The organism is Antiquaquibacter metalliresistens, from assembly GCF_029211225.1.
Classification (GTDB): Bacteria; Actinomycetota; Actinomycetes; order Actinomycetales; family Microbacteriaceae; genus Rhodoglobus; species Rhodoglobus metalliresistens.
In genome coordinates this window covers 166,379-187,170 of sequence record NZ_JARGEM010000001.1, presented here as the reverse complement: position 1 = coordinate 187,170, position 20,792 = coordinate 166,379, and the positions used below count along the sequence as shown (strand labels likewise).

22 protein-coding genes are annotated in these 20,792 nt (G+C 69.0%); 10 read left to right on the top strand and 12 right to left on the bottom strand.

Annotation, left to right across the window (positions count from 1 at the left end; translation table 11 throughout):
* Position 1 precedes the first annotated feature (1 nt).
* Positions 2-421 carry a MarR family winged helix-turn-helix transcriptional regulator gene (locus PYV02_RS00900; RefSeq protein ID WP_275755251.1) on the bottom strand — a complete coding sequence of 140 codons (420 nt, stop codon included), beginning with the start codon at positions 419-421 and terminating at the stop codon, positions 2-4.
* Between the two features lie 9 nt (positions 422-430).
* Positions 431-811 carry a hypothetical protein gene (locus PYV02_RS00895; RefSeq protein ID WP_275755249.1) on the bottom strand — a complete coding sequence of 127 codons (381 nt, stop codon included), beginning with the start codon at positions 809-811 and terminating at the stop codon, positions 431-433.
* Positions 812-837: 26 nt separating this feature from the next.
* Between PYV02_RS00895 and PYV02_RS00890 the strand changes: the two genes are divergently transcribed.
* Positions 838-1,410, top strand: coding sequence for a MarR family winged helix-turn-helix transcriptional regulator (locus PYV02_RS00890; protein WP_275755248.1), 573 nt, complete (start codon positions 838-840; stop codon positions 1,408-1,410).
* Between the two features lie 31 nt (positions 1,411-1,441).
* Here PYV02_RS00890 and PYV02_RS00885 read toward each other — a convergent pair whose 3' ends face one another.
* Entirely contained in the window at positions 1,442-2,857 is a 1,416-nt protein-coding gene (locus PYV02_RS00885) for an MFS transporter (protein WP_275755246.1), read from the bottom strand.
* 173 nt (positions 2,858-3,030) lie between these two features.
* On the opposite strand from PYV02_RS00885, the gene dnaK reads away from it, so the two are divergent.
* From dnaK to PYV02_RS00860, 5 genes are read left to right on the top strand one after another with little or no spacing between them, the layout of a single operon-like run.
* On the top strand, positions 3,031-4,884 hold the full coding sequence (gene dnaK / locus PYV02_RS00880; protein WP_275755244.1) for a molecular chaperone DnaK: 1,854 nt from the start codon (positions 3,031-3,033) through the stop codon (positions 4,882-4,884).
* Positions 4,884-5,480, top strand: a complete 597-nt coding sequence (locus PYV02_RS00875) for a nucleotide exchange factor GrpE (protein ID WP_275755242.1) — start codon at positions 4,884-4,886, stop codon at positions 5,478-5,480. The genes dnaK and PYV02_RS00875 overlap by 1 nt, the downstream gene beginning before the upstream one ends.
* Before the next feature lie 17 nt (positions 5,481-5,497).
* On the top strand, positions 5,498-6,475 hold the full coding sequence (locus PYV02_RS00870; protein WP_275755240.1) for a DnaJ C-terminal domain-containing protein: 978 nt from the start codon (positions 5,498-5,500) through the stop codon (positions 6,473-6,475).
* Positions 6,475-6,891 (top strand): heat shock protein transcriptional repressor HspR, encoded by a 417-nt coding sequence (locus tag PYV02_RS00865; protein WP_275755237.1) that lies wholly within the window; start codon positions 6,475-6,477, stop codon positions 6,889-6,891. Before PYV02_RS00870 ends, PYV02_RS00865 begins: the two co-directional genes overlap by 1 nt.
* Positions 6,892-6,897: 6 nt before the next feature.
* Positions 6,898-9,066 carry an ATP-dependent Clp protease ATP-binding subunit gene (locus tag PYV02_RS00860; protein ID WP_420833580.1) on the top strand — a complete coding sequence of 723 codons (2,169 nt, stop codon included), beginning with the start codon at positions 6,898-6,900 and terminating at the stop codon, positions 9,064-9,066.
* A 30-nt stretch (positions 9,067-9,096) separates the two neighbouring features.
* Here the strand turns inward: PYV02_RS00860 and PYV02_RS00855 are convergent, their stop codons facing one another.
* The 6 genes from PYV02_RS00855 to PYV02_RS00830 form a co-directional block, all read right to left on the bottom strand.
* Entirely contained in the window at positions 9,097-9,567 is a 471-nt protein-coding gene (locus PYV02_RS00855; protein WP_275755233.1) for a GyrI-like domain-containing protein, read from the bottom strand.
* Between the two features lie 41 nt (positions 9,568-9,608).
* On the bottom strand, positions 9,609-11,588 hold the full coding sequence (acs, locus tag PYV02_RS00850; protein WP_275755231.1) for an acetate--CoA ligase: 1,980 nt from the start codon (positions 11,586-11,588) through the stop codon (positions 9,609-9,611).
* Between the two features lie 78 nt (positions 11,589-11,666).
* On the bottom strand, positions 11,667-12,038 hold the full coding sequence (locus PYV02_RS00845) for a hypothetical protein (protein WP_275755228.1): 372 nt from the start codon (positions 12,036-12,038) through the stop codon (positions 11,667-11,669).
* Entirely contained in the window at positions 12,035-13,093 is a 1,059-nt protein-coding gene (locus PYV02_RS00840; protein ID WP_420833585.1) for a threonine aldolase family protein, read from the bottom strand. Before PYV02_RS00840 ends, PYV02_RS00845 begins: the two co-directional genes overlap by 4 nt.
* Before the next feature lie 4 nt (positions 13,094-13,097).
* Positions 13,098-14,471, bottom strand: a complete 1,374-nt coding sequence (locus PYV02_RS00835) for a DUF6421 family protein (protein WP_275755225.1) — start codon at positions 14,469-14,471, stop codon at positions 13,098-13,100.
* 153 nt (positions 14,472-14,624) lie between these two features.
* Positions 14,625-15,284, bottom strand: coding sequence for a GntR family transcriptional regulator (locus PYV02_RS00830; protein WP_275755223.1), 660 nt, complete (start codon positions 15,282-15,284; stop codon positions 14,625-14,627).
* Between the two features lie 75 nt (positions 15,285-15,359).
* Between PYV02_RS00830 and PYV02_RS00825 the strand changes: the two genes are divergently transcribed.
* Positions 15,360-16,283: an AEC family transporter gene (locus PYV02_RS00825; RefSeq protein ID WP_275755221.1), complete on the top strand. Its 924-nt coding sequence runs from the start codon at positions 15,360-15,362 to the stop codon at positions 16,281-16,283.
* Here the strand turns inward: PYV02_RS00825 and PYV02_RS00820 are convergent.
* Complete coding sequence (locus PYV02_RS00820; protein WP_275755219.1) at positions 16,280-17,116, bottom strand: exodeoxyribonuclease III; 837 nt, start codon at positions 17,114-17,116, stop codon at positions 16,280-16,282. The two genes, PYV02_RS00825 and PYV02_RS00820, sit on opposite strands and share 4 nt — an antisense overlap.
* Before the next feature lie 102 nt (positions 17,117-17,218).
* Here PYV02_RS00820 and PYV02_RS00815 point away from each other — a divergent pair, with 102 nt between their 5' ends.
* From PYV02_RS00815 to PYV02_RS00805, 3 genes are all read left to right on the top strand, one after another.
* The gene (locus PYV02_RS00815) at positions 17,219-17,359 is read left to right on the top strand and encodes a hypothetical protein (protein ID WP_275755218.1); all 141 of its coding nucleotides are present in this window, start codon (positions 17,219-17,221) and stop codon (positions 17,357-17,359) included.
* 78 nt (positions 17,360-17,437) lie between these two features.
* Positions 17,438-17,989 carry an orotate phosphoribosyltransferase gene (gene pyrE, locus PYV02_RS00810; protein WP_275755216.1) on the top strand — a complete coding sequence of 184 codons (552 nt, stop codon included), beginning with the start codon at positions 17,438-17,440 and terminating at the stop codon, positions 17,987-17,989.
* 4 nt (positions 17,990-17,993) lie between these two features.
* Complete coding sequence (locus PYV02_RS00805; protein ID WP_275755214.1) at positions 17,994-19,133, top strand: septum formation family protein; 1,140 nt, start codon at positions 17,994-17,996, stop codon at positions 19,131-19,133.
* Here PYV02_RS00805 and PYV02_RS00800 read toward each other — a convergent pair.
* Together PYV02_RS00800 and PYV02_RS00795 are read right to left on the bottom strand one after the other, a co-directional pair.
* A complete protein-coding gene (locus tag PYV02_RS00800) occupies positions 19,130-19,930 on the bottom strand; it encodes an HAD-IIA family hydrolase (protein ID WP_275755211.1) in 801 nt (266 codons plus the stop codon). The genes PYV02_RS00805 and PYV02_RS00800 overlap by 4 nt on opposite strands.
* On the bottom strand, positions 19,927-20,781 hold the full coding sequence (locus tag PYV02_RS00795) for a DNA-methyltransferase (protein WP_275755209.1): 855 nt from the start codon (positions 20,779-20,781) through the stop codon (positions 19,927-19,929). Before PYV02_RS00795 ends, PYV02_RS00800 begins: the two co-directional genes overlap by 4 nt.
* Positions 20,782-20,792: the final 11 nt, after the last annotated feature.

The window sequence follows — 20,792 nt, the reverse complement described above, 5'->3', positions numbered from 1 at the left end:
TTCAGTCCTCGTAGCCGAGGTTCCGGGCCAGGCGCTCGAGCACGGCGATCGCCTGCTCGTACTCCTGCTCGCTGATGCCCTCCGCCATGACGGTGCGCTGCACCGCGACGACGTCGACGAGGCGCTCGAAGGCGCCGCGGCCCCGCTCCGTGATCTCGTAGGTGGCTACGGTCGTGGTCACCCAGCCCGACTCGATGAGCTCGGTGAGGTGCTCGACCGAGGACTCCTGGTCGTCGGTCGACAGGAATGGCGCCACCGCGGCATCCAGTTGCTCCACCGTCGACGCCTCGCGAGCGAGCACGTTCAACAGCTGCCACTGGCGCCGGGTGACGCCGTGTTCCTCAAGAGTCGAGGCGAACTGCTCGTCGATCAGGCGGTCGACGAGCTTGAGCCAGAATCCGATCGGTCGAGGTGCGTTCATGTCTCGACGTTACGCCTCGGGCGCCTCGTCGCGGGAGGGGCGACGCGGCCCGAATCGGTGACCGCGCATGCCGGGGCGGCCGTGGCCGCCGAAGCCGCGCCCGAACGGGGTCTGCTCCTCGTCCCAGCCGAGATTGCGCGCCATCCGCTCGAGGGTGGCCATGGTGGTGGCGTAGTCCTCGTCGCTGATGCCCTCGCGGGCGGTGTCGCCGAGGCCCTTGCGGTACTCGTGCGCGAGCGCGTGCTTGCGCTGTTCGATCGCGCGCAGCCAGAAGCCGGGGCGTCGGGGGTGGGTGGGGGTGTCGGTGTCGTTGGGGGTGTTCATGTTCTTCGTCTCTTCTTCTCCGGCGGTCGCCGGGTTCTTCTCACCGGGATCGGCGATGCATGTCATATGACAACAGTTGTATAGTTACATACATGGATTCCGAAAGTCAAGCGGATGCCGTGCGCCGCATCGAGGACGCCCTCCTCCTGCTGCGCCCCACCCCGGGCCGCGCCCACCGCCCGGGTGGCCACGGCCCCAGCGCGCACCGGCCCCCGTGGGCGCGCGATGCCGATGACGAGGGCCCGCGTCGCCCCCCGTGGGGCGACGGCCCTCCGCCGTGGGCGGGTGGGCACGGTCCCGGCCGCGGTCATGACCGCTCGCTCGGCGGGGCCGCGCGGTTCCGGCTGCTCGAGGCGCTCGCCGCCGCATCCGTCGACACCCGGCTGGGCATCTCGGAGGTGGCGGCCGCGATCGGGGTCGATCAGCCCCGCGCCTCCCGACTGGTCAACGACGCCGCCGAACGCGGCCTGGTCGATCGCGCCGTCGATCCCCGGGATGCTCGCCGCAGCGTCGTCACGATCACCGAGGTCGGCCGCGGCGTGCTGGAGGCGGCGAGGGCATCCCGACGCTCGGCGGTGACCGAGGCGCTCGTCGGCTTCACGGATGCCGAACGAGAGCAGTTCGCCGCCCTGCTCAGCCGCTTCGCGGCCGCCTGGCCACGCTGACGGTCGCCAGGCAAACAGCCTGCCCTGGGTACTACGCCTCGTGCGCCTTCACGGCGGCGGGCGGCGCCTTGACGAACAGCAGCATGATGCCGCCCGCAAGCAGCACGAGGGTGATACCGAGGATGCCGTAGAGGGTCTGGCTCGCGGCGATCGCAATGAACACGCCCCAGAGCAGCGACGCCATCCAGCCGGCCGCGCGACCGGTCGTCGCGTAGAGGCCGAAGACCTCGCCCTCGCGCCCCGCCGGTGTGACCCGGGCGAGGAACGAGCGGGAGGCCGCTTGGGCCGGCCCGACGAACAGGGCGAGAACGATGCCCGCGGCCCAGAACAGCGGTGCTCCGAGCCCGGCGCCGAAGAACACGACGAGGGTGCAGGCGACGAGACCGAAGACGGAGACGAGGATCACCCGCTTCGGGCCGAAGAGATCGTCGAGGCGGCCGGCGAGGATCGTCGACACCCCCGCGACGATGTTGAGCACGATGCCGAAGATCACGAGGTCAGTGAAGCCGAAGCCGAAGACGACGGCGGCGATGATCGACCCGAAGGTGAACACCGCGGAGAGGCCGTCGCGGTAGACCGCGCTGGCGAGCAGGAACCAGAAGGTGGGGCGGGTCTCCTTGTAGAGGCGGATGACGCCGCGCACGAGTTCGACGTAGCTCTGGAAGAACCCGACCTTCTCACCGGCGTAGGTGTGCGACGGCTCCGGCACGCTGACGAAGATCGGGATCACGAAGATCACGGTCCAGATCGTGCAGCCGAGCGCGATCATCTGGAAGGTGGATGCCGCGGTACCGTCGAGCACCCCACCGAGGATCAGCCCGACGACCACGGCGAGGGCGACGATGCCGCCGAGGTAGCCGAAGCCCCAGCCGAGACCGGAGACCTTGCCGATCGTCCTCGGGTTCGAGACGGAGATGAGCAGCGCGTTGTAGTTGACCCCGGCGATCTCGCCGAAGACGCTGCCGACGGCGATGAGGGCGACCCCCATCCAGAACCACTCGCCGCCGGGCTGCACGAAGACCATGCCGAGTTGGGAGGCGATGAGCAGGCCGGTGAAGACGAGCAACTGGAGCTTCTGGCGGCCGGCGCGGTCGGCGCGCTGGCCGAGCACGGGCGCGAGCAGCGCGATGAGCAGGCCGGCGACGGTGACGCCGTAGCCGAGGTAGCTCGCCAGTTGACCGAGCGCGGCCTCCTCTCCGGCGGTACCGATCACGGCGGGGTCGACGAAGAACGTGCTCGTGAGGTAGCTCGGCACCCAAACGAAGGTGAGCAGCACCGTGTTGAAGGGCTGCGTCGCCCAGTCCCAGAACGCCCAGGCGAACACCCGGCGGCGCGGCACGACGACTCCCTCCTGGAGTTCCAGGCCCATGACGCCGATCGCGAGCGTGTTCGCGGCGGCGGGGAGGGTCTTGTCGGTGGGGGGCACAGCGTCGGGCGCGTCCGTCATGGTGATCACGCTAGTGGCAGAAGGTAGCCGAAAGGTGACTGGATTCTTGAGCCACTCCCACTCAATTTTCAGGTGGAGAACTTGACGCGCGTGCGGGCATCCACCAAACTTGATACCACGCGGCTCAGGTTTAACCAGCGCCGCGCATCCACAGACACAAGGAGTATGAGCACATGGCTCGAGCAGTAGGCATCGACCTCGGAACCACCAACTCGGTGGTGGCCGTCCTCGAAGGTGGGGAACCCACCGTCATCGCCAACGCCGAAGGCTTCCGCACGACCCCGTCGGTCGTCGCCTTCACCAAGGATGGCGAGGTGCTCGTCGGCGAGACCGCCAAGCGCCAGGCCGTCACCAACGTCGATCGCACGATCGCCTCCGTCAAGCGCCACATGGGCACCGACTGGAAGGCCGACATCGACGGCAAGAAGTACACGCCGCAGGAGATCTCCGCGCGTATCCTCGCGAAGCTCAAGCGCGACGCCGAGCAGTACCTCGGCGAGCCGGTGACGGATGCCGTCATCACCGTTCCCGCGTACTTCAACGACTCGGAGCGCCAGGCCACCAAGGAAGCCGGCGAGATCGCGGGCCTCAACGTGCTGCGCATCATCAACGAGCCCACTGCGGCGGCGCTCGCGTACGGCCTCGACAAGGGCAAGGAGGACGAGCTCATCCTCGTCTTCGACCTCGGTGGCGGAACCTTCGACGTCTCCCTGCTCGAGGTGGGCAAGGACGACGACTTCTCCACCATCCAGGTGCGCTCCACCGCGGGCGACAACCGGCTCGGTGGTGACGACTGGGACCAGCGCATCGTGGAGTACCTGATCAAGAAGTTCAAGGACACCACCGGGGTGGATGTCTCGAAGGACAAGATCGCGCTGCAGCGCCTCAAGGAGGCCGCCGAGCAGGCGAAGAAGGAGCTCAGCTCCCAGACGTCCGCGAGCATCCAGCTGCCCTACCTCTCCCTCACCGAGAACGGGCCCGCCAACCTCGACGAGACGCTCACGCGCGCCCAGTTCGAGCAGATGACGAGCGACCTGCTCGACCGCACCAAGAAGCCGTTCGAAGACGTCATCAAGGAGGCGGGCATCAAGGTCGGCGACATCGACCACGTCGTGCTCGTCGGCGGATCGACCCGCATGCCCGCCGTCACCGAGCTCGTCAAGAAGCTCACCGGCGGCAAGGATCCCAACAAGGGCGTCAACCCGGATGAGGTGGTCGCCGTCGGCGCCGCGCTCCAGGCCGGCGTGCTGAAGGGCGAGCGCAAGGATGTGCTGCTCATCGACGTCACCCCCCTGAGCCTCGGCATCGAGACCAAGGGCGGCATCATGACCAAGCTCATCGAGCGCAACACCGCGATCCCGACCAAGCGCAGCGAGACCTTCACGACGGCGGACGACAACCAGCCCTCCGTCGCGATCCAGGTGTTCCAGGGCGAGCGCGAGTTCACCCGCGACAACAAGAACCTGGGCACGTTCGAGCTGACCGGCATCGCGCCGGCGCCCCGCGGCATCCCGCAGATCGAGGTCACCTTCGACATCGACGCCAACGGCATCGTGCACGTGTCCGCGAAGGACAAGGGCACGGGCAAGGAGCAGTCGATGACGATCACCGGCGGCTCGGCGCTCTCCAAGGAGGACATCGAGCGCATGGTGCGCGAGGGCGAGGAGCACGCCGCCGAGGACAAGGCGCGTCGCGAGGCAGCCGAGACCCGCAACACCGCGGAGCAGCTCGCCTACTCCACCGACAAGCTCATCAAGGACAACGCGGACAAGCTGCCCGAGGACGTCAAGAACGAGGTGCAGGCGGATGTCGACGCGCTCAACTCGGCGCTCGCGGGCGACGACGAGGCCGCGGTGAAGACCGCGTTCGACACGCTCAGCGCCTCGCAGCAGAAGCTCGGCGAGGCCATCTACTCGGCCGCGCAGAGCGAGCCGACCGCGGATGCGGCAGGTGAGAGCGCCGCGGAGTCCGACGAGGACATCGTGGACGCCGAGGTCGTCGACGACGAGGAAGAGCCCAAGAAGTAATGACCGACAACAGGGACGAGTCCGAGAAGGACGAGCCGATCATCCGTGACAAGCGGCGGATCGACCCGGAGACCGGTGACGTTCGCGAGCCTCAGGCGGGGGCGTCCGACGACGCCCCCGTCGAGGGCGAGGAACTGAGCCCGGAGGATCAGGCCCTTCTCGATGAGGCCAGCAAGGATCTGGTCGCCGACATGCGCAACGACATGCTTCGGGCGCAGGCCGAGCTCGTGAACTTCCGGCAGCGAGTCGAACGCGACCGCGCCGCGAACCGCGAGGCGGTCATCGCCGAGGTGCTGCGTTCGCTGCTGCCGGTGATCGACGACCTCGCGCTCGCGGAAGCGCACGGCGATCTGGTCGAGGGTGCTCCGGTGACCTTGATCGCGCAGAAGCTGCGGGCCACGTTCGAGAAGTACGGGCTCAAGGAGGTCGGCGTCAAGGGTGAGCCCTTCGATCCGACCATCCACGAGGCGGTCGTGCAGCTGCCCGACCCCGCCGCAACCTCGCAGACGGTCGCCGACGTGATCCAGGCCGGCTACATCCTCGGCGACCGCCTCGTGCGGCCGGCCAAGGTCGCCGTCTCCGTTCCCGCCGAGTAAGGGTCTCAGGAGGCGACGTGGCCAGTCAGGACTGGTTCGACAAGGACTTCTATGCGGTGCTCGGCGTGTCCAAGGACGTGTCCGAGGCGGAGCTGAAGAAGACCTACCGCAAGCTCGCGCGGCAGTACCACCCGGATTCGAATCCGGGGGATGCGAAGGCCGAAGCGAAGTTCAAGGAGATCAGCGAGGCGCACTCGGTGCTCTCCGACCCCGAGCTTCGCAAGGAGTACGACCAGATCCGCGCGATGGGCTCTGGGGCGCGCTTCACCGCACCCGGCGGTTCCGGCGGCTTCGAGGACGTGTTCGGCGGCATGTTCGGCGGCGGCCAGCGCAGCTACCAGTCGAACGCGAGCTTCGAAGACCTGCTGGGCGGCATGTTCGGCGGTTCGGGCGGCTTCGGCAGCTCGACCGGCGGCTACCGCGGATTCGGTGGGCCGACTCCTGGCCGGGATGTCACGGCATCCACCACGCTCGATTTCGTCACGGCCATCCGGGGCGAGACGATCAAGCTCCAGCCCGCGGGCGGCAAGGCGATCAACGTCAAGATCCCGGCGGGGGTCAGCGACGGTCAGAAGATCCGGCTGAAGGGCAAGGGCGAACCGAGCCCGGACGGCGGCGAACCTGGCGACCTGGTGCTCACCGTGGCGGTGCGCAAGCATCCCGTGTTCGAGCGCGATGGGCTCAACCTGCGCGTGGTCGTGCCGGTCACCTTTCCCGAGGCGGTGCTCGGTGCGACCATCGAGGTGCCCACGCTCGGCGGTGACCCGGTGAAGCTCAAGGTCGCGCCCGGCACTCCGAGCGGTCGCGTGCTGCGGGTGAAGGGCCGCGGGGTGACCACCGCGAAGGGCTCCGGCGATCTGCTCGCCGAGGTGCAGATCGCGGTGCCGGACCACCTGCCGGCCGACGCACTCACCAAGCTCGAGGCCTTCGCCGCGGCGATGCCCCAGGAGAACCCGCGCGACGACCTGCTGACGAGGGCGAGGGCGGATCGCTGATGGACGAGTTCTCGCCCGTGTTCGCGATCGCGGTCGCGGCAGAGCTCGCGGGCATGCATCCGCAGACCCTGCGTCAGTACGACCGCCTCGGTCTGGTGAGCCCCACCCGCACGGCCGGGCAGTCGCGTCGCTACTCGATGCGGGATGTGGCCCAGCTGCGCGAGATCGCCGCACTGAGTGCTGAGGGCCTGAACCTCGAGGGCATCAAGCGCATCCTGCAACTCGAGAACCAGAACGCGGAACTCGTCGAACGCGTGCGCGAGCTCGAGCACGCGCTCGCCGACGAACTGCTCAACCGGCCGGGCCGCCGCGTGTTCGCTGCCGGGCCCGCCGGTGACGTGATCTCGCTGCGTGCCGGAACCCGGGCGCAGCGCTCCAATCAGGTCGTCGTGTGGCGACCGCTCAGGAAAAACTAGGAGGTCATGGTGGCCAACATGCAGGGTGCTCCCGGCACCGACGAGGAGCAGAAGACCGCGCTCGAACAGTACGGGGTCAACCTCACGGACATCGCCCGCAGCGGCAAGCTCGACCCCGTCATCGGGCGGGATGCCGAGATCCGGCGCGTCAGCCAGGTGCTCACCCGGCGCACGAAGAACAACCCCGTGCTCATCGGTGAGCCCGGCGTCGGCAAGACCGCCGTCGTGGAGGGCCTCGCCCAGCGCATCGTCGCAGGGGATGTCGCGGACTCGCTCAAGGACAAGCAGCTGGTCTCGCTCGACCTCGCGGCCCTGGTCGCTGGCGCGAAGTACCGCGGTGAGTTCGAGGAGCGACTCAAGGCCGTGCTCAAGGAGATCAACGACTCCGACGGCCAGATCATCACCTTCATCGACGAGCTGCACACGCTGATGGGCGCGGGCGGCGGGGAGGGCTCGGTCGCGGCATCCAACATGCTCAAGCCCATGCTCGCCCGCGGTGAGCTGCGCCTGATCGGCGCGACCACGCTCGACGAGTACCGCCAGTACATCGAGAAGGATGCCGCGCTCGAGCGCCGCTTCCAGCAGGTGTTCGTCGGCGAGCCCTCCGTCGAGGACACCGTTGCGATCCTGCGCGGACTCAAGGAGCGTTACGAGGCGCACCACAAGGTCGCGATCGCGGATGCCGCGCTCGTCGCCGCGGCGACCCTCAGTAACCGCTACATCACGGGGCGAAAGCTGCCGGACAAGGCGATCGACCTGATCGACGAGGCGGCCTCCCGGCTGAAGATGGAGATCGACTCCTCGCCGGTGGAGATCGACCAGCTCAAGCGCGCGGTGGACCGGCTTCGGATCGAGGAGCTCGCGCTGAAGAAGGAGAAGGACGAGGCATCCAAGGCCCGTCTCGAGAAGCTGCGCGAGGATCTCGCCGAGCGGCAGAAGGAGTTGGACCGGCTGGAGTCCGCGTGGCAGGCGGAGAAGGCGTCCCTGCACGGCGTCGGCGACCTGAAGACCCGGCTGAACGACGCCCGCATCGAGCTCGACAAGGCGATGCGCGAGGGTGACTACCAGAAGGCCTCCAAGCTCAACTACGAGACGATCCCGGGCATCGAGCGTTCGCTCGCGCAGGCGGAGTCCGTGGAGCAGACCGGCCCGCGCATGGTCAACGACCAGGTGACGGACGAGGACATCGCCGCCGTCGTGGCGCAGTGGACGGGCATCCCGGTCGACAAGCTCACGCAGGGCGAGACCGAGAAGCTGCTGCACCTGGAGGCCGAGCTCGGCAAACGCCTGATCGGGCAGAAGGATGCCGTCGCCGCCGTCTCGGAGGCCGTGCGCCGCACGCGCGCCGGCATCTCCGATCCCGACCGGCCGACGGGCTCGTTCCTGTTCCTCGGGCCCACGGGCGTCGGCAAGACCGAGCTCGCGAAGGCCCTCGCGGAGTACCTGTTCGACGACGAGAAGGCGCTCGTGCGCATCGACATGAGCGAGTACGGGGAGAAGTTCTCTGTCTCGCGGCTCGTCGGTGCCCCTCCCGGCTACGTCGGGTACGAGCAGGGCGGGCAGCTGACCGAGGCCGTGCGCCGTCGTCCCTACTCGGTGATCCTGCTCGATGAGGTCGAGAAGGCGCACCCCGAGGTCTTCGACGTGCTGCTGCAGGTGCTCGACGATGGGCGGCTCACCGACGGGCAGGGCCGCACGGTGGACTTCCGCAACGTGATCCTGATCCTCACGAGCAACCTGGGCAGCCAGTTCATCACCGACCAGTCCCTGCCGTGGGAGGACCGCAAGAACGCGGTCAACGAGCTGGTGCGTCAGGCGTTCAAGCCCGAGTTCATCAACCGGCTCGACGACATCGTGGTGTTCTCGCCACTGTCCACGGAAGACCTCGGGCAGATCGTGGAGCTCTACATCGACCGGCTCACCCGCCGACTCGCCGATCGTCGACTCGACCTCGCGGTCACACCGGCAGCGCGCAGCTGGCTGGCCGAGCGTGGCTACGACCCGATCTACGGCGCCCGTCCGCTGCGCAGGCTGATGCAGCGGGAGATCGACGACAAGCTCGCACGGGCCCTGCTCGCGGGCGAGATCCGCGACGGCGAGACGGTGCTCGTGGATGCCGCCGGCGAAGGTCTGCGCGTCACCCGCATGGATGCGGAGTCGCCGACCGCGCTGTAGGCGAGCGCGCCCGGCCGGGTGCGAGTGCGCCTACTCCGCGAGCGGCCAGACGATGAGGGTCTGGGTGGCGGTGGGGTCGTCGGGTTGCGGCTCGTTGAGGTACGACTCCCACATCACCGGTCCCGGGGTGAGCCCCTCTTCGGCGAGCCATGACATGAGACGCCCGTAGGTCTCGGACAGCGTGTCGTAGGAGCCGAAGTGCACCACGCGGGCGGCGCGGCCACCGGGCAGCATTGTGCCGGTGACGCCCTCCGCATCGGTGGGGAGGCTCGCGCTGGGAAAACCGGCGCCCACATCGACGGTGTCGGTCGGCATGCCGTAGTAGACGCCGAGCGGAGGCCCCGCGATCGCGATGCCCTGTCGTTCGAGGGCCGTGGCGCTCGCCTCGAACGCGCGACCGAAGAACTCGGACAGCGCGGTCATGGGAACGACCTCCCGCACGAGGGTGGCCGGCGTCGGTGCGAGGGTGACGATCTCGGGGTTGTTCGAGGGTTCGCTCATGCTGTCATTGTGCGCCTGTTGGTCGACGATCGCGGCCCCGTTCAGCTCCTTCGGATGTGGGCGGCGATTCGGGCGGGAACGTCCGGGTCCTGCAGTGAGGTGGTGTCACCGAGGGGTCGACCGTCGACGATGTCCCGCAGCAGGCGTCGCATGATCTTGCCAGAGCGCGTCTTGGGCAGGTCGCCGACGAAATGGATGTCGCGGGGCTTGGCGATCGGCCCGATGGTGCGTGCCACGTGCTCGCGCAGCTCCCGCGCGGCGTCGGGGCCGACATCCCGAGCCGCTCGCACGAAGGCGACGATGGCCTCGCCCGTCGTCGCGTCGTCCGCCCCGGTCACCCCGGCCTCGCCGACGAGTGGATGGGCGACGAGCGCCGACTCGATCTCGATCGTCGACAGTCGGTGGCCCGAGACATTAATGACGTCGTCCACACGGCCGAGCAGCCAGATGTCGCCGTCCGCGTCGACCTTCGCCCCGTCGCCGGAGAAGAAGTAGCCGCGCTCGGCGAACCGGGCCCAGTAGGAGTCGAGGTAGCGCTGCGGATCGCCCCACACGGTGCGGGCCATGGAGGGCCACGTGCCGTCGATCACGAGGTAACCTCCGGCGCCCGCCGGGACCGGTTCTCCGGCGTCGTCGACCACCAAGGTGCGCACCCCCGGCAGAGCGCGGGTGGCCGAACCCGGCTTGAGCGTCGACAGCCCGGGGATCGGCGCCATGATCGCCGATCCGGTCTCGGATTGCCACCACGTGTCGACGACGGGGGCCGAGCCGGCGCCGAGGTGCTCCCGGAACCAGACCCAGGCCTCCGGATTGATCGACTCCCCCACCGAGCCGAGCAGGCGGATGCTCGACACATCGGCCTCGCCGGGCAGCCCCTCTGGGAACCAGGTCATGAGCGTGCGGACGAGCGTGGGCGCGGTGTAGTAGACGGTGACGCCGTAGCGTTCGATGATCTCGAAGTGCCGACTCCGGTTCGGTGCGTCGGGCGTGCCCTCGTAGATCACCTGCGTGGTCGCGTTCGAGAGCGGGCCGTAGAGCTCATAGGTGTGGGCGGTGACCCAGGCGAGATCCGCGGTGCACCAGTGCACATCATCCGGCTTCGCGTCGAATGCGGCCCAGTGGGTCCAGCTCGCGCCAGTCAGGTAGCCGCCCGAGGTGTGGACGAGGCCCTTCGGCTTCCCGGTGGTGCCGGAGGTGTAGATGATGAACAGCGGCGTTTCGGCGGGGAAGGCGACCGCGGCGTGGGTGTCCGGCTGGGAGTCCACGATCTCGTGCCACCACACGTCCCGGCCTTCGCGCAGGTCGACCGTGTCACCGGTGCGGCGGACGACGAGCACGTGCTCGACGTGGTCGAGACCTTCGACCGCCGCGTCGGCGTTCTGCTTCACCGGCACGGCCTTGCCGCGCCGGAACTGGCCGTCGCTGGTGACGACCAGCTTCGCACCGGTGTCCTCGACGCGGAAGCGCAGTGCTTCTGCGGAGAAGCCGCCGAAGACGAGCGAGTGGATCGCGCCGATGCGCGCCACCGCGAGGGTGATGAACACGGTCTCCGGAATGACCGGCAGGTAGATCACGACCCGATCGCCCTGGCCGACGCCGAGCGCCTCCAGCGCGTTCGCGGCTCTGCTCACCTCGCGCTGCAGCTCGGCGAAGGTGATGGTCCGGCGATCCCCCGGTTCCCCCTCGAAGTAGTACGCCACCTTGTCGCCGAGCCCGGCATCCACGTGGCGGTCGACACAGTTGACGGCGACGTTGAGGGTGCCGCCCTCGAACCACTCGGCAGACGGCGGCTCGAGCGAGCCGTCATGCTGCAGGGCCGGGCGCCAGCGCTGGGCCGTGTGCCAGGGCTCGGCCCAGGTCAGGCGGGCTGCTGCATCCTCCCAGAACGCGACGGGGTCGGCAGCGGCGCGCTCCCAGGCGCCGGGCTCGACGTTCGAGGTCGCGGTCAGGTGCGGGGGCGGGGCGAAACGACGGGTCTCGGTGAGCAGTTCATCGAACGGGGTCGGGGTCGAACGCGCCATGGTTTGAGGCTAGGCGCGAGCCGTCGTCGCCGCGGGCCGGGGCGACGCATGACGCAACATGCGGTCGGGGGTCGACGATCAGGCCGGAACGGCGAGCTCCACGAGCCATCCGCCGAGCATGAAGACGCCGGCGCAGGCGAGCACCGAGATGAACGCGACCAGGGAGGAGATCTTGCGTCGCGCGATCCAGATGATCGAGACGGTGATGCCCGCGATCGCGACGATCGGTGTTCCCACGATCGCCAGGATGGCGCCCACGCTGATCGCCAGGCCGTTGCAGGCCTGCGCCGAATCCGCGCAGCTGAGCGTGGTGACACCGAAGGCGAGGCCGGAGACGACGAAGATCCCCGTCATCACCACGAGCATGAGCAGGAGGAACACCGTGAGGAAGAAGTCCCAGGTGCGCGGCGGCTTGTCCGCGCGATCGTCGATGACGATCTCGTCGCTCACGCGCCGACCTCCGCGCGGATCGCGGCCGCGAACGCATCGACGTCGGCCTCCGTGGTGTCGAAGGCCGTCATCCAACGCACCTCACCGGTGGCCGGGTTCCAGTCGTAGAAGCGGAACCGCTGTCGCAGCCGGTCCGCGACGCCGGGCGGCAAAATCGCGAAGAGCGCATTCGCCTCGCTCGGCTGGGTGAACTGCACGCCCGGCACCCCCTCCAGGGCGGAACGCAGGCGCGCGGCCATCGCGTTCGCGTGTCCGGCGGACCGCAGCCACAGGTCGCCCTCGAGCAACGCGATGAGCTGCGCGGAGACGAAGCGCATCTTCGAGGCCAACTGCATCGAGAGCTTGCGCAGAAAGACCAGACCCTCGGATGCCTCGGGGTTCAGCACCACGACGGCTTCCCCGTACAGCAGCCCGTTCTTGGTGCCACCGAAGCTCAACACGTCGACCCCGGCATCCGTGGTGAACTCGCGGAGCCCGGTGCCCAGTGCCGCCGCAGCGTTCGCGATGCGGGCGCCGTCCATGTGCACCGTCATGCCGCGCGCGTGGGCGTGATCGGTGATGGCGCGGATCTGCTCGACCGAGTACACCGTGCCCAACTCGGTCGACTGCGTGATCGAGACGGCGAGCGGCTGCGCGCGATGCTCGTCGCCCCAGCCCCAGGCCTCCACATCGATGAGCTCGGGAGTGAGTCGACCGTCCGGTGTCGGCACGGTCAGCAGCTTGAGCCCGCTCACGCGCTCCGGTGCCGCGTTCTCGTCGGTGTGGATGTGCGCGTTCGAGCTCGTCACGACCGCACCCCACCGCGGCAGCATGCTCGTGAGCGCGGTGACGTTCGCCCCCGTGCCGTTGAACACGGGGAACGCCTCCGCGCGGTCGCCGAAGTGTGCGCGGATCACCTCCTGCAGGCGCGCGGTGTACACGTCTTCGCCGTAGGCGATCTGGTGCCCGCCGTTGGCGTCCGCGATCGCGGCGAGCACCTCGGGGTGCGCGCCGGCGTAGTTGTCGGAGGCGAAGCCGCGCCAGGCGGGGTCGTGGAGCTGGGTCACGGCATCCAGTCTGTCAGTCCGATGTGCCCGTGATCCCCGCCGTCGACTCGATCACCGTCGTCATCTTCTTCGCGAGGGCCTCGTAGAACATCGACAGCGGGAACTCGTCGTCCATCACCGCATCGGTCAGTTCACGCGGCGCGCCCTCCAGCGGGAGGTCACGCCTGGCCCAGCGCGAGGCGGGGTGCGGCGTGACCGTGGAGGAGACCAGGTCGTAGGCCGCGAGCCAGTGGGCGACCTTCGGGCGGTCGATGGAGCGCCAGTAGAGATCGTTGATGGCGTCCGAGAGGGCGACCACGACATCCGGTACCTCGGCCCAGTCGATCGTCAGGCGGGTATCGGTCCAGTGCAGCACGCCGCGCTGATGCATCCACGCGAACAGCAGCTGACCGCCGAGTCCGTCGTAGTTGCGCTTGCGCGAGCCGGTGATCGCGAAGCGGAAGATGCGGTCGAAGATCACCGCGTACTGCACGAGCTGAGCGTGCTCGCGCACGACCGGGTCCGTCTCCGGCGCGCGCACGAGGCGCACGGCTTCGCGGAAGGCGATGAGGTCGCAGCGCAGCTCCTCGAGGGAGTACAGGAAGTAGGGCATCCGCTGCTTGATCATGAACGGATCGAACGGCAGGTCGCCGCGCATGTGCGTGCGGTCGTGGATCAGGTCCCACATCACGAAGGTCTCCTCCGTGAGGTGCTGATCGTCGAGCAGGCGCGCGGCGCCGTCCGGAAGATCCAGTTTCGTGATCTCGGACGCCGCACGCACGACTCGACGGAACCTGGCGGCCTCGCGGTCGGCGAAGATCGCGCCCCAGGTGAACGTGGGGATCTCCCGCATCGCCACCGTCTCCGGGAACAGCACCGCGGAGTTGGTGTCGTAGCCACCGGTGAAGTCGACGAAGCGCACCGGCACGAAGAGCTTGTTGCCGTAGTCGCCGGCCTCGAGGGATGCCACGAACTCGGGCCAGATCACCTCGATCAGCACCGCCTCCATGAGCCGATCCGGCGAGCCGTTCTGGGTGAGCATCGGGAACAGCACCAGATGGCGAAGCCCGTCGACGCGGTCGCGCTGGGGTTGGAAGGCGACGAGCGAATCGAGGAAGTCGGGTTCGGTGAATCCGAGGTCGCTCCAGCGCGCGAGGTCGGCGTCGAGCGCCTTCAGGTAGTCGGCGTCGTGCGGCAGCGCGAGGGCGAACTCGGGCAGTTCGGCGCGCACCGCCTCGACGAGCTCGCGGGCGCGACCGTGCTGAGCGGCATCCGGAATGCTCCCATCGTGCGCCTGCAGCAGCCGCAACTCGCCGACCGCGGCCTTGAGACGCAGCCAGGCGGGGGCGGTGTCCTCGAGCACCTCGGGTTCGCCGAGGATTGCGCGCTGTGACGTCGCACGTGCCATGGATCGACCTCCCGTCGTCTCGTTCGAATGCCTCCTTCGAGCGTAACGATCGGCTCGCGCGGTTTGGTTGCGGTTGACGCGGGAAAGATGCGCAACGCACCACGATACGCACGCGCTGCGCGCGCATCGCCGGTTTCGCGCACGATGTGCGCGTCAGGCCTGCGGAACCTCCACTTGCCCGAGCAGATCCATGGCCTCGAGCGCCATCGAGACGTCGTGGGTCACGGTGGCTTCGAGCAGCAGGCCCTGCGCTCGCCCGACCGCCTCGAGATCGATTGTCGCCGGCAGGTGCAGGCTTCCGAGGCGCACGATGTGCACGACCGCGGTGAGCGCGCGGGTGAGGGCGCGGTTCCCCGACTCGGCGGGCAGCCGATTGAAGAAGTCGAAGTTGGTGGTCGCGATGCGCTGGAAGTTCAATTCGATGAGGCTCGCGAGAAAACGGGCGTGATCATCGCGCATCGCGTCCGCGGTCTGCGGCGAGGCGATCGGCACCGTCTCCGTCACCAGCGCGCGGTAGAGGGCGAGCCACACGACGTAGGCCTGCGCGGTCTGCCGCGGGGTGACATCGGCGATGCGGGTGAAACGGCTCGCGGATGCCTCGACGATGCCGATCTCGCGCAACCGCTGCAGGGCCTCCCGAACCGGGGTGCGCGAGACGCCGAACTCGTCCGCGAGCGCGGCATCGCTGATGCGTTGCCCGGGCAGCAGGGTGCCGGCGTGCACGGCGGCGAGCACCTGATCGAACACGCGGGTGACGACCGAACTCGTGGCCAGCAGTGCATCCGGCTCGGATGAGGACGGCGGGTGGATCATTCCGCGATCCTACGGTGCACCCCCGAATGGGTGACGCTACGCCACGCACCCGAGCGCTCGGCCAGACTGGTGGTCATGATCGGTGTGCTCACGGGGTTCGCGGTCATCGCGGTGATCGTGCTCGTCGGGTACCTCGTCGGGCGGCTCGGGGTGCTGGGCGAGCACGCCGGCTTCGTGCTCGGCCGCATCGGCTTCGCCGTGCTCACCCCGTGCCTGCTGCTCACCGTGCTCTCCGAAGCCGACATCGCGCACCTGTTCTCCGCCCTGCTGCCGGTCTCGGCGATCGCCGCCGTCGCGGTCGGCCTGCTGTTCGCCGCCGTCGCGCGGTTCGTCTGGCGCCGGCCGGTCTCCGAGACGGTCGTCGGCAGCCTCGCCTCCGGCTACGTGAACGCCAACAACATCGGCATCCCCGTCTCGCTCTACGTGCTCGGCGACCCGGCGCTCTCGGCACCGGTCGTGCTGCTGCAGATGCTCGTGTTCGCTCCCATCGCCCTGACGATCCTCGACAGTCAGACTCGGGGAGTCGTCTCCCTGCGGCGAGTGCTACTGCAGCCGGTGACCAATCCGCTGGTGGTCGCCTCCGTGCTCGGAGTGCTGATCGCGGTCACCGGGGTGCAGTTGCCGGCTGCGGTGTTGGAGCCGTTCAAGCTCATCGGGGGTGCTGCGGTGCCGGTCATCCTGATCGCCTTCGGCATCTCGTTGCACGGTCAGCGACCGCTTGCGCCCGGCACGGCGCGACGGGATGTGGTGCTCGCCACCGCGCTCAAGCTCACGGTGATGCCGCTGGTGGCCTGGAGTCTCGGCAGGTTCGTCTTCTCGCTCGACGGCGAGCAACTGTTCGCGGTGACGGTGCTCGCCGCACTGCCGAGCGCGCAGAACGTGTTCAACTACGCCCAGCGCTATGAGCGGGGTGTGATTCTCGCTCGCGACGTGGTGCTCCTGACCACGATCGGGGCGGTGCCGGTGATCGCGCTGATCGCGGCCCTACTGGCTCGCTAGAGGAACATCGGGCGGTCGTCGTCGTCCTCGGTCGGCAGGTCGAGGTCGACGGTGAGCGGAACGTGGTCGCTCGGTGCGTCGCCCTTGCGCTCGTCTCGGTGGATGGCGGCGCCTGTGACCAGGTCGTCGAACGACTTGGAGCCGAGGATGAAGTCGATGCGCATGCCCTCGTTCCGGGGAAAGCGCAACTGCTGGTAGTCCCAGTAGGTGTAGCCCTCGACCCCGCGGGTGCGCAGCGCGTCGATCAGTCCGGCCTCCTCGAGGGCGGCGAAGGCATCCCGCTCGGGCTGGCTGACGTGGGTCTTGCCCTGGAACAGCGCGATATCCCAGACGTCGATGTCGAGCGGGGCGATGTTGAAGTCGCCCATGAGGGCCAGGGGCTGGTCGGGGTGCGCCGAGAGCCAGGCTCGGGTCTCGGCCGCGAGCGCCGCGAGCCATTCGAGTTTGTACGGGTAGTGGGCGTTGTCGAGCTCGCGGCCGTTCGGCACGTAGAGGCTCCAGACGCGCACGCCGTTGATCGTGGCGCCGAGCGCGCGTGCCTCCTTCGGCAGCGTGCCGTCGTCGAGCGGCTTGCCGAACCCGGGTGCCGAGTCGAAGCCGAGCATCACCTCGTCGAAGCCGAGTCGACTGGCGATCGCCACGCCGTTCCACTGGTTGAGTCCGTGCAGCTCCACCTCGTAGCCGGCCTCGGTGAACGCGTCGAACGGAAACTGGGCCTCCGTGCACTTGATCTCCTGCATCGCGAGCACGTCCACGTCCTGCCGGATCATCCAGTCGGTGACACGGGCTACGCGGCTGCGGATCGAGTTGACGTTCCAGGTGGCGATGCGCATGCACCAACGCTACTGGCGCACACCGACGGCATCCGAACCACGACCGGTTCGCCCCCTAACTGGGCGGCGACAGCGGGTCGAGCGCGCGCCTAGGGTTTCAGCGTGCGTGAGATCGACGAGCTGATGGATGACGCGGCTGCCGCCGCGGACCGCCGCCAGATGCGCGCCGCCTGGGTCATCTCCGTCTCGGCGACGGCCGCCGTGCTGGTCGCGAGTCTGCTGCTGGTGCTCGGCACGCTCTGAGCTCGTGTCGTTCCGGGCGAACCCGGCGGGCTCGATCACGAGGGGTGGCTCACGGGAGCGAGTCACTATTCTGGAGTCGTGACCGACGCCAGAGCGCAGCTCATCGACTTCATCGCCGCCGAGGCAGTGTTCCACGGGGACTTCGTCCTCACCAGCGGCAAGCGCGCCAGCTACTACGTGGATCTGCGCAAGGTCTCGCTCGACCACCGCGTGGCGCCGCTGATCGGCCAGGTGATGCTCGATCTCATCGCCGACGTGCCCGGTGTGCGCGCGGTCGGTGGGATGACGATGGGTGCCGATCCGATCGCGACCGCGATCCTGCACCAGGGTGCCGCCCGCGGGCTCGCCTACGACGCCTTCGTCGTGCGCAAGGAGCCGAAGGATCACGGGCGCGGCAAGCAGGTGGAGGGGCCGGATCTCGCCGGACAGCGGGTGATCGTGCTCGAAGACACCTCCACGACCGGCGGCTCACCGCTCGCCGCGATCGACGCGCTGCTGAAGGTCGGGGCGGAGATCGCGGCCGTGGCCGTGGTCGTCGACCGCGACACGGGCGCGCGCGAGCGCATCGAGGCGGCCGGCTACCCCTACTACGCTGCGATCGGGCTCGCCGACCTCGGCCTGACGAAGTGACGCGATGACCGACGAGCGCGACGAGGAGGCCGCGGCGCCGACGGGTTCGCCGTTCCCGTGGGGGCTGACCCCCGGTGGCGGGGATGCGCCCGAAGCCGCGCCGCCGCCCGCCCCCGCGCCGCCGCCTCCGGCACCGGAGCCCCCGGCACCGTTCACGCCGCCGGCGACGTTCACCCCGCCGCCGGCCGTGACCCCGCCGCCGACGTTCACCCCGCCGCCGGCGGCCTACGATCCCGCCCCGACGCAGGCCTACACGGCATTCCCCGCGCCCGCCCCGACCGAGCCGACTGCGGCAGCGGAGCCAGCCCCGACGGAGCCGACCGCGGCGTTCCCGCCCCTGGACTCCGCCATGGAGGGGGTGACCGAGGCACTCATGCCTCAGCCGGTGGGACTGCCCGACCCGGTCGACGAGTCGGTGGAGTCATCCGCGCTCGACTCGTTGTTCGGCGAGGCGGCGTTCGTGGAGTACGAGGCGACGCCGATCCTGCCGCCGCCGCCGCGTCGCCAGCCCGCTGAAGGCCCGGGACAGGAGCTCGTGGTGGTGCCGCGCGCACCGAAGGCCGCGCGAGCGCCGCTGCCGCGCGTGCAGAAGATTCTGCTGGGCGTCGCGGGCGGACTCGTCGCCGCTCTCGCGCTCGTCGCGCTGTTCCTGGTCGGCACGCGGCTGTCGCACCTGGTGCCAGCGCCTGCGGTCGTGGCATCCGCGTCCCCATCACCCACACCATCGGCGAGCAGCGGTCCGTCGGCGCTCGGGCCGGTCGCCCCGGGTCTGGTGCGCTGGAACGCGCTGCTCGGCGGGGAATGCCTCGAGCCCTTGGAGTCGGCCTGGCAGGACCAGTACACCGTGGTGCCGTGCGCGCAGCCGCACGCGGCGCAGATGGTGCACCGCGGGGTCTTCGACGATGCGGCGGATACCGCGTTTCCGGGCGTCGAGCAGCTGCAGAGCCGCATCAACCTGCTGTGCACCGCGCCGACCATCATCGACTACGTCGTTGCCGCCACGGTGCTCGACCTGCAGGTGACGGCGAGCTACGCCGTGGATGCCGCGGACTGGGATGACGGCAACCGCGACTACTTCTGCTTCGTCAACCGCTCGGGCGGCGAGCCGCTCAGCGCCTCGCTCGTCCTACCGCAAGCGGGTTAGAACGCTTCGGACTCGATGGGTCCGGGCGCGAGCAGGTCGGCCACGCTGTCGATCACCTCGTCCGGACGGAACGGGTAGCGCTCGATCTCGGCGCGGTCGCTGATGCCGGTCAGCACGAGGATGGTGTGCAGCCCGGCCTCGATGCCCGCGACGATGTCGGTGTCCATGCGGTCGCCGATCATGCCGGTGTTCTCGCTGTGCGCACCGATCCTGTTCATCGCCGAGCGGAACATCATCGGGTTCGGCTTGCCGACGACGTAGGGCTCCTTGCCGGTGGCCTTCGTGATCAGCGCGGCGACGGCGCCGGTCGCGGGCATCGGCCCCTCGGTGCTCGGGCCCGTGGCATCCGGATTCGTCGCGATGAAGCGACTGCCGGAGCCGATCAGGCGGATCGCCTTCGTGATCGCCTCGAACGAGTAGTTGCGGGTCTCGCCGATCACCACGTAGTCGGGGTCGGACTCGGTCATCACGAAGCCGACCTCGTGCAGGGCCGTCGTGATGCCGGCCTCGCCGATGACGAAGGCGCTGCCCCCGGGGATTTGGGAGTGCAGGAAGTCCGCGGTCGCCAATGCCGAGGTCCACAGCGACTCCTCCGGCACGATGAGCCCGGAGGCGCGCAACCGGGCGCTGAGGTCGCGCGGCGTGAAGATCGAGTTGTTCGTCAGCACCAGGAAGGGCCGGCCCTCGTCGCGCCACTGCTGCAGCAGCTCCGGCGCGCCCGGGATCGGCTGGTTCTCGTGCACGAGCACGCCGTCCATGTCGGTCAGCCAGCACTCGATGTCGCTGCGTGAGCTCATGCGTCGATGCTAGCGAAGGCCGTGTCGAGCGGGAGGCGGTCACGCATCACGGCCACCGCGTCCGGGCTCTCGTCGACGAGCACGAAGCGGCGCTGCAGCTCGGCGGCGACCGCGCCGGTGGTGCCGCTGCCGGCGAAGAAGTCCAGCACCCAGTCGCCGGGGGCGCTCGAGGCCTGGATGATCCGGCGCAGGATCCCCGCCGGCTTCTGGGTCGCATACCCCGTCTTCTCCCGCCCCGTCGGCGAGACGATGGTGTGCCACCAGACGTCGGTCGGGAGCTTGCCCAACGCCGCCTTCTCGGGTGTGACGAGGCCGGGCGCCATGTAGGGCTCGCGATCGACGGCGAGATTGTCGAAGTAGTAGCGCTTCGGGTTCTTTACGTACACGAGGATCGTGTCGTGCTTGGCGGGCCAGCGCTTGGTGGCTCTGGCGCCGAAGTCGTAGGCCCAGATGATCTCGTTGAGGAACGAGTCGCGGCCGAACAGCGCGTCGAGCGCGACCTTCGCGTAGTGCACCTCGCGATAGTCAAGGTGCAGGTAGAGCGTGCCGCGTTCGTCCAGCAGCCGCCACGCCTCCTGGAGTCTCGGCTCAAGGAAGGCCCAGTAGTCGGCGAAGCGGTCGTCGTATCGGGTGAGCGCGCCCTTGACGGTCTCGTAGGTCTGGCCCTGGAAGCCGACGCGACCACCCGTCGGACTGCGCTTCGTGGTGATCGTGCGACGGGACTGCGTGCGACCCGTGTTGAACGGCGGGTCGAGGTAGATGAGGCGGAATGAGGCGTCGGGGAACCCCGCGGTGACCGTGAGGTTGTCACCGCGGATGACGAGATCGGGTCCGTCCGGCGTCCAGGGCATGTGCCGAGGTT